Origin of the sequence: Zoogloea sp. (genome assembly GCF_041904905.1) — a bacterium.
GTDB lineage: Bacteria > Pseudomonadota > Gammaproteobacteria > Burkholderiales > Rhodocyclaceae > Zoogloea.
This window is the reverse complement of record NZ_JAYRMI010000017.1, coordinates 1-13663: the sequence shown is the minus strand read 5'-3', so window position 1 is coordinate 13663 and position 13663 is coordinate 1. Positions and strand designations below refer to the sequence as shown.

General features: G+C 73.4%; 10 protein-coding genes and 2 pseudogenes. 11 read left to right on the top strand and 1 reads right to left on the bottom strand.

Features of this window, described 5'->3' with window-relative positions; translation table 11 throughout:
• Position 1: 1 nt before the first annotated feature.
• The 6 genes and pseudogenes from ftsY to ACE3N6_RS06915 form a co-directional block, all read left to right on the top strand.
• The gene (gene ftsY / locus ACE3N6_RS06940; protein ID WP_374244456.1) at positions 2–1090 is read left to right on the top strand and encodes a signal recognition particle-docking protein FtsY; all 1089 of its coding nucleotides are present in this window, start codon (positions 2–4) and stop codon (positions 1088–1090) included.
• Between the two features lie 139 nt (positions 1091–1229).
• The gene (locus tag ACE3N6_RS06935; RefSeq protein WP_374244455.1) at positions 1230–3503 is read left to right on the top strand and encodes an MFS transporter; all 2274 of its coding nucleotides are present in this window, start codon (positions 1230–1232) and stop codon (positions 3501–3503) included.
• Positions 3500–4525 carry an ABC transporter substrate-binding protein gene (locus ACE3N6_RS06930; RefSeq protein ID WP_374244454.1) on the top strand — a complete coding sequence of 342 codons (1026 nt, stop codon included), beginning with the start codon at positions 3500–3502 and terminating at the stop codon, positions 4523–4525. Before ACE3N6_RS06935 ends, ACE3N6_RS06930 begins: the two co-directional genes overlap by 4 nt.
• Positions 4525–5373, top strand: coding sequence for a formyltransferase family protein (locus ACE3N6_RS06925; RefSeq protein ID WP_374244453.1), 849 nt, complete (start codon positions 4525–4527; stop codon positions 5371–5373). Before ACE3N6_RS06930 ends, ACE3N6_RS06925 begins: the two co-directional genes overlap by 1 nt.
• Entirely contained in the window at positions 5370–6866 is a 1497-nt protein-coding gene (locus ACE3N6_RS06920) for a TIR domain-containing protein (protein WP_374244452.1), read from the top strand. Before ACE3N6_RS06925 ends, ACE3N6_RS06920 begins: the two co-directional genes overlap by 4 nt.
• A pseudogene (locus tag ACE3N6_RS06915) lies at positions 6863–8077 on the top strand (hypothetical protein); the annotation flags it as partial. The gene ACE3N6_RS06920 and the pseudogene ACE3N6_RS06915, both read left to right, overlap by 4 nt.
• A 177-nt stretch (positions 8078–8254) precedes the next feature.
• On the opposite strand, the gene ACE3N6_RS06910 reads toward ACE3N6_RS06915, so the two are convergent.
• The gene (locus tag ACE3N6_RS06910; protein WP_374244451.1) at positions 8255–8755 is read right to left on the bottom strand and encodes a hypothetical protein; all 501 of its coding nucleotides are present in this window, start codon (positions 8753–8755) and stop codon (positions 8255–8257) included.
• Here ACE3N6_RS06910 and ACE3N6_RS06905 point away from each other — a divergent pair.
• The 5 genes and pseudogenes from ACE3N6_RS06905 to ACE3N6_RS06885 all read left to right on the top strand — a co-directional run.
• A complete protein-coding gene (locus ACE3N6_RS06905) occupies positions 8664–10514 on the top strand; it encodes a WD40 repeat domain-containing protein (protein WP_374244498.1) in 1851 nt (616 codons plus the stop codon). The two genes, ACE3N6_RS06910 and ACE3N6_RS06905, sit on opposite strands and share 92 nt — an antisense overlap.
• Positions 10515–10627: 113 nt before the next feature.
• Positions 10628–12058 carry a phage tail sheath subtilisin-like domain-containing protein gene (locus ACE3N6_RS06900; RefSeq protein WP_374244450.1) on the top strand — a complete coding sequence of 477 codons (1431 nt, stop codon included), beginning with the start codon at positions 10628–10630 and terminating at the stop codon, positions 12056–12058.
• A gap of 49 nt (positions 12059–12107) precedes the next feature.
• Positions 12108–12500 carry a hypothetical protein gene (locus ACE3N6_RS06895; protein WP_374244449.1) on the top strand — a complete coding sequence of 131 codons (393 nt, stop codon included), beginning with the start codon at positions 12108–12110 and terminating at the stop codon, positions 12498–12500.
• A 4-nt stretch (positions 12501–12504) separates the two neighbouring features.
• Positions 12505–13326 carry a hypothetical protein gene (locus ACE3N6_RS06890; protein WP_374244448.1) on the top strand — a complete coding sequence of 274 codons (822 nt, stop codon included), beginning with the start codon at positions 12505–12507 and terminating at the stop codon, positions 13324–13326.
• A pseudogene (locus tag ACE3N6_RS06885) lies at positions 13323–13663 on the top strand (hypothetical protein); the annotation flags it as partial. The gene ACE3N6_RS06890 and the pseudogene ACE3N6_RS06885, both read left to right, overlap by 4 nt.

Genomic DNA, 13663 nt, shown 5'->3' with positions numbered 1-13663 from the left:
CATGTTTGGTTTCCTGAAGAAAACCCTCAAGGGCGGCGACGCGCCGCCCGAAACGCCAACGCCGGAAACGGCCGCGGCCCCCGCCCAGGCACCGGCCGCCACCCCTGCCGCGCCGCCGGCGCCCGCCCCCGAACCCGAGAAGAAGCGTTCGTGGATGGATCGCCTGCGAGCCGGCCTGTCCCGCACCCGCGAGCAGATCGGCGGCGGCCTCGGCGGCATCGCCAACCTGTTCTCCCGGCGCAAGATCGACGAGGAATTCCTCGAAGAACTCGAGACCACCCTGCTGATGGCCGATTGCGGCGTCGAGGCCACCCAGCACCTGCTCAAGGAGCTGCGCCTGCGCTGGAAGCGCGACAAGCTGGAGACCGCCGACCAGCTCCAGGACGCGCTCTCCGAGGGCCTCCTGTCCATCCTCCAGCCGCTGGAAAAGCCCCTCGAGATCACCGGCCACAAGCCCTACATCATCATGATCGCGGGCGTGAACGGCTCCGGCAAGACGACCTCCATCGGCAAGCTCGCCAAGCACTTCCAGAACCAGGGCAAGAGCGTGCTGCTGGCCGCCGGCGACACCTTCCGCGCCGCCGCCCGCGAGCAACTGATGACCTGGGGCGAGCGCAACGGCGTGGCCGTCATCGCCCAGGAATCCGGCGATCCGGCCGCGGTGGTGTTCGACGCGATCAGCGCCGCCCGCGCCCGCAACATCGACATCGTGCTGGCCGACACCGCCGGCCGCCTGCCCACCCAGCTGCACCTGATGGAAGAGATCGCCAAGGTGCGCCGGGTGATCCAGAAGGCCGAGCCCTCCGGCCCTCACGAAGTGCTGCTGGTGCTCGACGCCAACATCGGCCAGAACGCCCTGCAGCAGGTCAAGGCCTTCGACGCCGCGATTGGCGTCACCGGCCTCGTGCTCACCAAGCTCGACGGCACCGCCAAGGGCGGCGTGGTGGCCGCCATCGCTCGCCAGAGCCCCAAGCCCCTGCGCTTCATCGGCGTGGGCGAGCAGATCGACGACCTCCAGACCTTCCGCGCCCGCGAGTTCGTCGACGCCCTGTTCGCCCCGGCAGGCGGCAACACCGACCCCCAAGGCTGAGCCCGCCCCCCTCCGCAGGGAGCCCCCCGCGGAGGGTCGGACGCATCGCCGCGTGCATCGCCGCCCCGGCTGGCTTATGCTTGCCAGCTGAGGGGGCAACAGCTTTCCACGCATCCGCCCCCGCCCAGGAGTGCCGCGGATGTCTCTCCCAGTGCGCCAGCCCGCTGCTGCGCCGGAAACTCCCCGATTCACCACCGTCCGCTGGCTGCGGATCGGCCTCCTGCTGTTCGTCGCCCAGGCCCTCGCCCTCGGGCTGCAGGCCCTGCTGCTGATCCACAAAGAAGCCGATCTCCTCACCGGGCTCACCGCCTCGCGGATCGGCATCGCCGCCGACGAAGTCCGCGCCACCTTCGCCCGCAGCGCCGCCAACGGCCTCACCCTGGCCGAAGCCCGCGGCATCGACCGGCTGCTCCCCGCGCTGGCCGCCGACGACCCCGAGATCGCCGCCATCCAGGTGTTCGACCGTCACCGGCGGCGCCTCTTCGCCAGCGGCAGCGACACCCTTCCCCCAGGCGCCTCCGACGCCATCCTTCACCACACCGGCCGCTGGTCTCGCGGCGCCCAGGGCGAGCCGCTGCTGGTGGGCCAGTCCTTGCGCGACGCGGAGGGCGAGCTGGCCGGCGGCGTCGTGTTCGCGGTGCGGAGCGAGGTGCTGCAGGCGCGTCTGGCCGCCAGCCGCACGACCACCTTCGAACACTTGAGGCTGACCCTCGCCGGCGTCGCCCTCGCCCTGCCCCTGTTCCTGGCGGCCGCGGCCCGCCTTGGCCAACGCCTTGCCCTGCGCCTTCGGCTGCTCGCGGCGGCCCTGGCGCTCGCCTGCGTCAGCAGCCTCAGCCTGAGCCTGCAGGCCCTGCCCGGGTTTTCGGAGCAGCTCGCCCCGGCCCTCGACGCCAAAGCCACCGCCCTCGGGCGCCTGCTGGCCGGGCGCATCGACAACGCCCTCGCCCTGGGCATTCCCTTCGCTCATCTCGCCGGCGTGGCGGACTACTTCGACGACACCCTCGCCCGCCACCCGGAGATCCTCGCCTTCCGGCTGGAGGGCCCCGGCCGCGACGACCAGGCCCGCCGCACCGGGCAACCCGGCAGCGAGGTGAGCGCCGCGCTCGCCCTGCAGCCCGACGCCCGGGTGCGGGTGGTCACCGACGCCGACGTGGTCGCCCGCGAGCTGCGCAGCCTCAACCTCGATCTGGCCATCGTGTTCGTGGTGGCGGTGGTGCTGTTCAACGAGACCCTCGGGGCGATCCTCGCCGGCGACGCGCTCGCCCCCGCCGCCAGCCGCGCCCGTCTGGGCCTGGCCCGGCTGGCGGTGTTCCTGCTGATCCTGTCGGAGGAGCTAACCCGCGCCTTCCTGCCGCTCCACATCGCCAGCCTCACCCCCGCCGACGGCGCCGCCATCGGGCTGCCGATCTCCGCCTACATGCTCAGTTTTGCGCTGTTCACCCCCTTCGCCGGCCGCTGGGCAGAGCGCTACGGCGTGGCCCGCACCTTCGCCGTGGGCGCGCTGCTGTCGACGGCCGGCTTCGGCTGGGCGATGGCCGGCGGCGGCTACTGGGCCTTCGTCGCCGCCCGCTGCCTGTGCGCCGCCGGCTACGCGGTGGGCACGATGGCCATGCAGCAGCACTTCCTGAACGCCGCAGCCCCGGGCGAGCGCACCCGCGCCCTGGCCCTCTACGTGGGCGCCCTGCAGACCGCCGCGATCTGCGGCTCGGCCATCGGCGGGCTGCTCGCCGAACGCTTCGGCGCCGCGACGGTGTTCGCCGGTGCCGCCGGGCTGGGGCTGCTCGCCCTGCTCGTCCAGCGGGCCGACCTCGCCCCCGGCCCCGCCGGCGCGCCCCGCCCCGCCGCGCCGCTGCTGCCGGTGCTGGGGCGAGCCCGAGTGTGGGTGCCGCTGCTCACCGCCGCGCTGCCCGCCAAGCTGGCCCTGGCCGGTTTTCTGTTCTATCTGGTGCCGCTGGCCCTGCGCCAGGAGGGCTACGGCAGCGGCACCACCGGGCGGGCGCTGATGCTGTACTTCCTCCTCGCCGCCCTCGCCAACCCGGTGGGCTCGTGGCTGTCGGACCGCTTCGGCTGGAACCGCCGCCTCGTCGTCGGCGGCGGGCTGGTGATCGGCGCGGGCGGCCTGGCCGGGCTGATGCAGGGCCCCGTCGCGCTGGCGGTGGGCATCGCCACCCTCGGCATCGGCACCGGGCTGGGCGCCGCCGCGCTGCAGTCGATGATCGGCCGCGACGGCCCGCCGGCGCTGGTGCTGCTGCGCACCGGCGAGCGCCTCGGCGCGGTGGCCGGCCCGCTCTTCGCCGGCAGCCTGTTCGGGCTGCTGGCTTATGGCGGTACGATGGCGGCAATCGGCGTCGTGGTGCTCACCGCGATCCTGATCTTCGCCCTGTCCCCCAACGGGAAGGAACCTGCACCATGAAACGCCTCACCGCTCGCCTGCTCCCCCTGCTGCTGGCGGCTGCCAGCCTGCTGCCGACCACCGTCCGCGCGGCCGAGGCGCCCCCCTACCGCGTCGCCATGCTGCTGTTCCGGGGCTGCGAAGAGGCCTGCCGCGGCTTCCAGGGCTACTTCCGCCAGCACGGCATCGCCGCCGAGTTCATCCTGCGCGACGCCGCCCAGGACAAACGGCGGATCGCCGGCATGGTGGACGAGGTCCGCCGCCTCAAACCCGATCTGGTGGTCACCTGGGGCTCGTCGGTCACCCTCGACGCCGTCGGCCCGTGGAAGGGGGCCGACCCCCGCCGCCACATCACCGACCTGCCGGTGATCTTCATGATCGTCTCCGACCCGGTCGCCCTGGGCATCATCGAAGCCCCCGACAAGCCCCGCCGCAACGTCACCGGCACCCTCTACCTGCTGCCGATGGAAACCCAGATCAAGGCCGCCCGCAGCTACCTGGATTTCAGGCGCGTGGGCTACATCCTCAACGAGACCGAGAACAACTCGATCACCGCCCGGGACGACCTGCGCGCCCTCGCCCAGGCCCAGGGCTTCACGCTGGTCGAGCGCAGCCTGCCGGTGTCGCCCGCCGGCGCCCCCGACGCCCGCGCCATCCCCGCCATCCTCGACGCCTTCCGGCAGGAGAAGGTGGACCTCATCTACCAGGGCCCCGATACCTTCCTCAACAGCCGCCGCGAGCTGCTCACCGACGGCGCCCTGGCCCTCGGCATCCCGGTCTTCGCCGCCGCCGAAAACCCCGTCCAGAACGCCCGCGCGCTGCTGGGCGTAGTGAACAAATACGAAGACGTGGGCCGCTTCACCGCTGCCCAGGCCCTGCGCATCCTGCGCGACAAGACCCCGCCGGGGCGGATTCCCGTCGAGCTGCCGCGCAACTTCTCTTACCTCATCAACCTGCCGGTGGCCCTGCAGCTCGGGCGTTACCCGCCCCTCAAGCTGCTCGACGTGGCCGAAATCGTCGGCGTGCAATCGGAGGACCGCTGATGCGCATCCTGGTGTGCACCAAGCTCGACCTGCACGGCGCCCACTTCGCCAACCGCCTGCTGCCGGCCCTGGCCGGGCACGAGGTGGTCGGCCTGTGGCTGGCCGACAAGCAGCGCCCGGCCGAAGACAGCGTGCCCGAGCTGGCCCAGCTGCGCTTCCTCGAACGTCGCCTGCCGGTGGAGCTGCTCTTTCCCCTCATCGACGCCCTGCCGGCCGCGCAGGCCGACCGCGCCCCCGACGCCACCTTCGCCACCCTCGGCCGCCGCCACCGGATACCGGTCGAGATCGTCGCCGCCCTCGACGCCACCGCCCGCGCCCGCCTCGCCGCCCTCGCGCCGGACATCGTCATCGTCGCCCGCTTCAGCCACCTCTTCGACGCCGCCAGCATCGCGCTGCCGCGCCACGGGCTGCTCAACGTCCACCCCGGCCGCCTGCCCGCCTTCGCCGGCCTGCACGCCCCGCTCCGGGCCGTCACCGAAGGCGCCGGCGCCTTCGGCTGCAGCGTCCACTGGATCGCCCCCGGCATCGACGACGGCCCGCTGCTCACCGTGATCGACCGGCCCATCGACCTGGCCGGCAACCTGCTCGACCAGACCGCCGCCCTCTACCCGCTGGCCATCCCCACCCTGCTCGCCACCATCGACGCCTGCGGCGCCGGCCGCCGCCCCCCCGGCACGCCCCAGCTTCTTCGCCTGCGCCGCTACCGCTCGATGCCCGACGCCGCCCCCTTCGCCGCCCTCGCCCGGCTCGGCATGAAGCTGTGGGATCCGGACGCCTTCACCGCCTGGCTCACCTGCTACCTGCCCCCGGGCGTCGCCCTCCCCCCCCTGCCCGGAGCCCTGCCATGAAGTTCGCCCGGCAGATCTTCATCAGCTACGCCCACCTGGACAACCAACCCCTCAGCGCCGACCAGATGGGCTGGGTCAGCCTGTTCCACAGCACCCTGCAGACCCTCCTCAGCCAGCGCCTGGGCGCCCCCGCCGACATCTGGCGCGACGACAAGCTCCACGGCAACGACGACTTCTCCGACGAGATCCTCGACCAGCTCGCCGGCACCGCCGTCTTCGTCTCCATCCTCACCCCGCGCTACCTCAAATCCGACTGGTGCAAGAAGGAGATCCGCAGCTTCTGCCAGCGCGCCGAAGCCGACAACAGCCTGGTGGTCGACAACAAAGCCCGGGTCATCAAGGTGCTCAAACTCCCGGTCGAAGCCGGCGACGCCCTGCCGCCGGTGCTCGGGCGCCTGCTCGGCTACGACTTCTACGAGATCGACGACGAGCACGTCCCCCACGAACTCGACCCCGCCTACGGCGACAAGCCGCGGCAAGCCTTCCTGCGCAAGACCAACAAGCTCGCCTGGGATCTGGCCGCCCAGCTCACCGAACTCCAGCGCCGGCCCCAGGTTGCCGAAAACGCCGCCAACGACCCCGGCCCGGGCCCCAGGCCCACCGTGTACCTCGCCGAATGCAGCCGCGACCGGCGCGAAGCCCGCGACGCCATCGCCAGCGAACTGGCCTGCTGCGGCTTCACCGTGCTCCCCGACGAACGCCTGCCCGACGACGAGGACGACTACCTCGCCACGGTCGGCCGGCTGCTCGAACGCTGCGCCCTGTCGGTGCATCTGGTCGGCAGCGGCTACGGCCGGGTGCCCGACGGCGACCGCCAGCAATCGGTGGTCGTGCTCCAGAACGAACTCGCCGCCGCCCACAGCCGCCAGCACGGCCTGCGCCGGGTGATCTGGCTGCCCGCCGGCGTCGCCTCGCCCCAACCCGCCCAGCAAGCCTTCATCGACGCCCTCCAGACCGACGCCGCCCTGCAGTTCGGCGCCGATCTGGTGAGCGGCGACCTGGAAACCGTCAAATCCGCCGTCCACGCCGCCCTCAAGCCCCCCGAACCCGCGCCGCCGCCCCCGGCGCCTGCCGACGGCGCCCGGGTGCACCTGGTGTGCGACGCCGCCGACCGCAAGGCCGTGGTCCCCCTCATCAAGCTGCTGCGCGCCCGCGGGCTGGAGGTCAGCCTGCCCGCCTTCGTCGGCGACGCCGCCCAGGTGCGCGAGACCAACCGCCAGCTCGCCCTCGACTGCGACGCCATCCTCCTCTACTACGGGGCCGGCGACGAAGCCTGGAAGTTCCACCAGCAGAACGACCTGCGCAAGCTCCTGGGCAGCGCCCGCGAACGCCCCCTCAAGGCCAACCTCACCCTCCTCGCCGCGCCCCCCAGCGACGACAAGGCCGTGCTCCAGGCCCTCGCCGACCCAGACCTCCTCGACGGCCTCGAGCGCATCGACGACACCACCCTCAGCCCCCTCCTCGCCGCCCTCGGCGCGAAGGAGCCCACATGAGCGCCCCGACCCTGCCCACCAGCCCCTACCCCGGCATCCGCCCCTTCCGCGAAGACGAGGAATACCTCTTCTTCGGCCGCGAATCCCAGGTGGACGCGATGGTGGACACCCTCGCCCGCGGCCGCTTCCTGGCCGTGATCGGCAGCTCCGGCTGCGGCAAGTCGTCCCTCGTCAACTGCGGCCTGCGCCCCGCGCTGCACCGGGGCCTGCTCACCCGGGCCGGCAGCGCCTGGCGGATGGCCAGCTGCCGCCCCGGCGGCCACCCCCTGCGGGCGCTGGCCCAGGCCCTCGCCGCCCCCGGCGCCCTCTACCGCAAGATGGACAGCGGCCCCTTCACCCTGGCCGAATTCATCGAGACCACCCTCGCCATGAGCCGGCGGGGCCTGGTCGAAGCCTGGCAACAGGCCCGCCTGCCCGAAGGCACCAACCTGCTGGTGATCGTCGACCAGTTCGAAGAGCTGTTCCGCTACCGCCAGCTCGCCCCGGCCGACGAAGACCCCGCCACCGCCTTCGTCAACCTGCTGCTCCAGGCCCGCGCCGAAGACCTGCCGATCCACGTCGTGCTCACCATGCGCTCGGATTTCCTCGGCGACTGCGCCCGCTTCGCCGGCCTGCCGGAAGCCATCAACGGCGGCCAGTACCTCGTGCCGCGGATGAGCCGGGACGACCGCCGCGCCGCCATCCTCGGCCCTGCCCGGGTGTGCGGCGCCGACATCGAGCCCACCCTGCTCACCCGCCTCGTCAACGACGTGGGCGACGACCCCGACCAACTCTCCCTGCTCCAGCACGCCCTCGCCCGCTGCTGGGAGCACTGGCGCGCCAGCGGCGACCCCAGCCCCATCGAAGCCCGCCACTACGACGCCGTCGGCACCCTCGCCCACGCCCTCAACCAACACGCCGAAGAAATCTTCGACACCCTGGCGGCGCCCCACCGGCTGCGCTGCGCCGCCGTCTTCCGGGCCCTCACCGACACCGGCACCGACCCCCGCGGCATCCGTCGCCCCACCCGCTTCGCCACCCTCGACGCCATCACCGCCGGCAACGCCGAAGCCGCCGCCGCCCCCCTGGCCGACGTGCTCGCCCCCTTCCGCGCGCCCGGCGCCGCCTTCCTCATGCCGCCCGCCGGCGAAGCGCTCGAAGCCGATACCGTGATCGACCTCGCCCACGAAAGCCTGATGCGCATCTGGGACCGCCTGCGCGACTGGGGCGAGCGCGAAGCCGACGCCGCCCGCATGCTGCGCCGTCTGGCCGACGCCGCCGAACTCCACGCCGCCGGCCAGGCCAGCCTGTGGCGCGACCCCGAACTCCAGTTCGCCCTCGACTGGCGCGCCCGCAACCACCCCACCGAAGCCTGGGCCCGCCAGTACGGCCGCGCCCTCGCCCCGCCCCTAGCCTTCCTCGACGCCAGCCGCGAAGCCCACGAAGAAGCCCTCGCCGCCCGCGCCGCCCGCATCGACGCCGAGCGCCGCACCGAAGCCGAACGCCAGCGCACCCGGCGCCGCTGGCACCTGGCCCTCGCCGGCGTCACCCTCACCAGCCTCCTCGCCGGGGTCACCCTGGTCCTGTGGCGCAAGGCCGAGAACGAATCCGACATCGCCCGCGCCATGGCCAACCAGGCCCAGCTCACCAGCGCCATCGCCAGCGCACGCCAGCTCGCCGCCCAATCCACCGTCGAGCTGGCCAACGGCAACCTCAGCCGCGCCCTCGACCTGGCCGCCGCCAGCTACGGCCAGAACCCCGTCCTCGAAGCCCGCGAAAGCCTGCTCGCCGCCCTCGCCGCGGCCCCCCGCCGACTGGCTGCAGACCGGCCAGCAAGGCATCCACGCCATCGCCGTCAGCCCCGACGGGCGCCTCGTCGCCACCGGCGGGCACGACGGCAGCATCCGCATCGCCCACCCCGACGGCCGGCAACTGGCGCGCCTGCGCGGCCACACCGACCGGGTGCTCGACCTCGCCTTCTCGCCGGACAGCCAGACCCTCGCCTCCGCCGGGCTGGACGGCAGCGTGCGGCGCTGGGACCCGACCCGCGCCCAACCCATCGGCGAGCCCCTCCAGGTGAGCGAAGGCGCCATGCTCGCCGTCGCCTACTCCCCCGACGGCCGCATCCTCGCCAGCGCCGGGGCCGACCGCACCCTGGCGCTGCACGACGCCGCCACCGGCAAGCGCCTCCACCCGCCCCTCGCCGGCCACCGGGACACCGTCACCCACCTCGCCTTCAGCCCCGACGGGCGCAGCATCGCCTCGGTCGGCTACGACGGCGGGCTCCTGCTGTGGGACACCGCCAGCGCCAAGCTGCGGGCCGGCACCACCCACGGCGCCATCCTCCACCACGTCGCCTTCTCCCCCGACGGGCGCACCCTCGCCACCGCCGGCGCCGACCGCCGCGTAAGCCTGTGGGACAGCAAGACCCTCGCACCGATCGGCGAACCCCAGACCGATCATGGCGCCGCCGTCCGCGCGGTCGCCTTCAGCCAGAACGGCCTCGACGTCGCAGCCGCGGGCGACGATCATCGCCTGCTGCTGTGGGCGCGCGCCCGCTGGCAGGATGCGCCCCGCGCCCTCGCCGGCCACTTCGCCCCCATCAACGCCCTCGTGCCGGCGCCCGACGGCAGCCTGTGGAGCGGCGACGGCGACGGGGTGCTGGTCCGCCACGCGCCGCGCGCCCACCCGCCCTTCGCCGGCCTGCTGCCCAAGGTAGCCGGCGCCGCCTGGGCCCTCGCCTGGCGCCCCGACGGCCAGCAACTCGCCCGCAGCCGCAAGGACGGCACCGTCGAAATCCTCGACGCCCGCAGCGGCGAACCCGTCACCCCGCCCCTCGCCGGCCACGACGCCATCGTCACCAGCCTCGCCTGGAGCCCCGACGGCAAGACCCTCGCCAGCGCCGGTCAGGACGGTCGCCTCCTGCTGTGGCAGCCCGGCCGACAAGCCCCCGCCCAGGCCCTCGTCCCCCCCGGCCCGCCCCTGCGCCGGGCCAGCATCAGCCCCGACGGCCGCCACCTCGCCGCCGCCGGCCAGGACGGCCGCATCCACCTCTTCGCGCTGCCCGGCGGCCGCCCCGCCGGCTTCCTGCCCGAGCACGGCGCCGCGGTGGCCGACCTCGCCTTCTCGCCGGACAGCCGCACCCTCGCCAGCGCCGGCTACGACGGCCGGGTGCGCCTGTGGAAGGTCGCCGACGGCCAGCCCACCGACACCCCGCTGCCCCCCCTCGACGCCGGCGCGGTGCACCGCCTCGCCTGGTCGCCCGACGCCGACCAGCTCTACCTGGCCACCCGCCGCCACGGCCTGATGCGCTGGACCCTCGCCGACGGAAAGGTCGGCCCGGTGGGCGACGAGCGCACTGCGCTGCTCGACCTGACCCTCTCCCCCGACGGCCAGACCCTCGCCAGCGCCGACCGGGACGGCCATGTCCGGCTGTGGGACATGACCGCCGGCCAGACCTACCGCATGCCCATCCTGCATCACGCCGGCCCGCCCCTGGCCCTCGCCTGGGCGCCCGACGGCCAGCGCCTCGCCAGCGCCGGCTGGGATCGCGGCATCGTCGTGCTGCGCACCTCGCCGACCGACTGGACCGACATGGCCTGCGCCCTCGTGCACCGCAACCCGCCCGGCGGGGCCGCCGGATGCCCAAGCCCGGCAACGCAACCTTGACAAACGCGAATCCGGGTTTAGGATAAATAGCTATTCTCGAATTTTTCGCCACCGCCCGCTGCGCCTCGCATCGACCGCGTGGCAGCCCCTCCACCTGAGATCGGGAGAGCCTCATGACCCTCATCATCCCCGGCGTCGAAGTCACCGTCGTCAAGGAAGTCCTGGCACCCCAGCTTGCCCCCTCGGGCGTGCTCGGTCTGGTGGGCATTGTCGAGAACGCCGCCGAAGGCGTCGGCCGGGCCGCCAGCTGGCGCAGCTTCCTCACCGCCTACGGCGGGGCCAGCACCTTCAGCCTCCCCGAAGCCGCCCAGGCCCTGGCCAACGGCGTCTTCGAGCTGGTCGTCTGCCCGGTGGCCTGCGACAGCCGCGCCAGCATCAAGATCCCCCCCGCCAGCGGCAGCGGCACGGCCTTCACCCTCACCGCCCGGGCGCCCGGCCCCTGGGGCAACGCCATCGCCGCCAGCGTCGCCAGCCGCCAGGTGCCCACCGGCAAGAAGGCCGACGACGGCAGCGACGAAGCCCGCACGGTGTTCGACCTCACCCTGCGCTACAAAGGCAGCGCCTACACCGAGGTGCATCGCAACCTCTCCATCGACACCGGCGACCAGACCCGCAACGTCCGCGACGTGCTGGCCGCCCAATCCCAGCTGGTGCGCATCGACGAAGCCCGCGACAAGCTCAAGCTGCCCAAGGACAGCCCCGACACCGCCGCAGCCGGCGGCGCGCCCTACGCCCTCGCCGGCGCCGTGGATGCCGAGCCGGACGCCTACCGGGCAGCCATCGCCCTGCTCGAAAACGAAGCCGACGTGGACATGGTGCTCGTCTCGGTGCAAGACACCGCCGACACCACCCGCGTCGGGCGCATCTACGCCGACGCGATCAGCCACTGCGACCGCATGAGCACCCTCAGCCAGGGCCGCATCGGCTTCGGCGAGGTGCCCGGCACCACCGCCAAGGAGATCGCCAGCGCCGCCGACAAGCTCACCGGCACGCTGGTATCCGACCGCTTCGTGCTCGTCGCCCCTGCCGGCGTGGTGGGCGCGGTAGCCGGCATGACCGGCAGCCTCGACTACTTCCAGTCGCCCACCTTCAAGCGCCTGTCGGGCCTGGGCGAGCCCGCCCCCGCGCTGGGCGTCGAAGCCCAGCAGGAACTGCTGCGCAAGAACGTCGTGCCCATCGTCGCCCAGCGCGGCCGGGGCGTGATCGTGGTGCGCGGACTCACCACCGACAACGACCAGATCAGCGTACGCCGGGTGGCCGACCACGCCGTGCGCGGCGTCAAGACCATCGGCGAGCTGTTCATCGGCCGCCTCAACAACGAGGAAGGCCGCGGCGCCCTCAAGCAGAAGCTGGTGGAGTTCCTCGTCCAGATGCAGAAGGAAGGCGCCATCGTGCCCTCCACCGACGGCACCGACCCGGCCTTCAAGGTCAGCGTCTATTCCAGCCAGCAGGATTTCGCCCAGGGCATCGTGCGGGTCGACCTGGCCGTGCGGCCGGTTCGCGCCATCGACTACATCTACGCCACCGTGCTGGTCCAGGTCTGAGCCCCGGCCGCCCGACGCCTTTCACCCCTGACTCACCGGAGAACCCGCCATGCCGACCGTCTTTTCCGCCAACCGCTCCAGCGTGCTGGTCGATGGCGAAGCCATCGAAGGGCTGCAATCCCTGGCCTTCCGGGTCGTCACCGAGCGCGAGGACATCCGCGCCGTGGGCAGCGACGAACGGGTCGCCGTCAGCTTCGGCCTGCGCACCGTGCAGGGCGAACTCACCGTGCGCTCCGCCAACTTCAAGCTCGACGGCCACCTCGACAAGCAGGCCAGGTTCCAGCTCGTCGCCAACCTCAAGAAAGACGACGCCGCCGACTCGCCCAAGCGCACCCTGTCCTTCGACGACTGCTACATCGAGGACAAATCCTTCAGCCTCGGCGCCGGTGGCACGGTGGTGACCGCCTACAGCTTCAGCGCCACCCGCGTCCGCGAGGAGTAAGACCATGAGCAGGCTGGCGCTGGACCTCTCCGGCACGCCCTGCCTGCTCGATTTCCAGGGCTTTCACTGCCCGCTCGGCGTCACCGCCGCGGGCCTGGATTTCACCCTCGCCCCCTGGACCTACCGCCGCCACATGGACACCCTGCGCGCCAGCACCCGCGCCGCCGGCGCCGACCTGCGCCTCGACACCCGTCGCCTTGGCGCCGCCGTGCTGGCCGGCCTCGACCTGCCCGACCCCGTCGCCCGCGCCCTCGAACCCCTCGCCCTGTGGTGGGCCGCCGGCGGCGACGACGCCCTGCCCGCCCCGCCGCTCGAGGGCGAGTGGCTCGACCTGGGCCCCGCCGGCCGCGCCCGCCTGCGCCCCTGGACCGAACGCCAGCGCTTCGCAGCCCTCTCCGCCGCCCTCGAAGGCGACGGCGACGACACCTGGTTCGACCCGGTCGCCTACCTCGACGCCATGGTCCGCGCCAGCCTGCTGGTGCTCGACGGCCCCGCCCCGCTGGATGATGTAGACGCCCGCGCCACCGCCGTGCTGCTCCACGCCACCGTCGCCCTCAACCTCGCCGGCGACGAAGAAGAAGCCCTGCTCGACGGCGGCCCCGTCGCCCGCGAATGGGCCGCCCGCACCCTGCGTCTGTGCCAGGCCCTGGGCTGGACACCCGCCCGCGTGTGGGCCACCCCGGCGGCAGAGGTCGACCGCCTGCTGCGCCTGCTCGATCTGGTCCGCCCGCCGGCCCAGCCCGGCGCCCGCGCCCCCCGCCTTGCCGACCACCCCGACGCCACGGTCATCCACATCGAGGACGACCCGCCGAGGGCCGCGCCATGATCTCCGCCCACACCGCCCCGGCCGATCTGGTCGCCCGCATCCTGCGCCCCCTCGCCCGCAGCCTGGAGGAGGCCCGCCAGCATCTGGCCCTGGAAGACGTGGCCCACGACGCCCCGGCCGACGACACCGTCCCCGCCCCCGACACCGCTCCGGCCCTGCGCCTCGCCCCTTCGGCCCCACCCCAAGCCGCCCCCGCCCACGGCCAGCCCGCGACAGTGATGCCGGAAGGCCGCGCGCCGTCGGCGCCGCCCCTCAGCCCATCCGCGACGACACCGCCTGCCGACATCGCCGCCAGCCAGACCACGCCGACAACCCCGCCCGCGCCCGCCGGCAGCCC

Coding starts and splice junctions, on each gene's coding strand:
- ftsY (WP_374244456.1), top strand. CDS start 2: ATGTTTGGTTTCCTGAAGAAAACCCTCAAGGGCGGCGACGCGCCGCCC.
- ACE3N6_RS06935 (WP_374244455.1), top strand. CDS start 1,230: ATGTCTCTCCCAGTGCGCCAGCCCGCTGCTGCGCCGGAAACTCCCCGA.
- ACE3N6_RS06930 (WP_374244454.1), top strand. CDS start 3,500: ATGAAACGCCTCACCGCTCGCCTGCTCCCCCTGCTGCTGGCGGCTGCC.
- ACE3N6_RS06925 (WP_374244453.1), top strand. CDS start 4,525: ATGCGCATCCTGGTGTGCACCAAGCTCGACCTGCACGGCGCCCACTTC.
- ACE3N6_RS06920 (WP_374244452.1), top strand. CDS start 5,370: ATGAAGTTCGCCCGGCAGATCTTCATCAGCTACGCCCACCTGGACAAC.
- ACE3N6_RS06910 (WP_374244451.1), bottom strand. CDS start 8,755: ATGCGGATGCTGCCGTCGTGCCCGCCGGTGGCGACGAGGCGCCCGTCG.
- ACE3N6_RS06900 (WP_374244450.1), top strand. CDS start 10,628: ATGACCCTCATCATCCCCGGCGTCGAAGTCACCGTCGTCAAGGAAGTC.
- ACE3N6_RS06895 (WP_374244449.1), top strand. CDS start 12,108: ATGCCGACCGTCTTTTCCGCCAACCGCTCCAGCGTGCTGGTCGATGGC.
- ACE3N6_RS06890 (WP_374244448.1), top strand. CDS start 12,505: ATGAGCAGGCTGGCGCTGGACCTCTCCGGCACGCCCTGCCTGCTCGAT.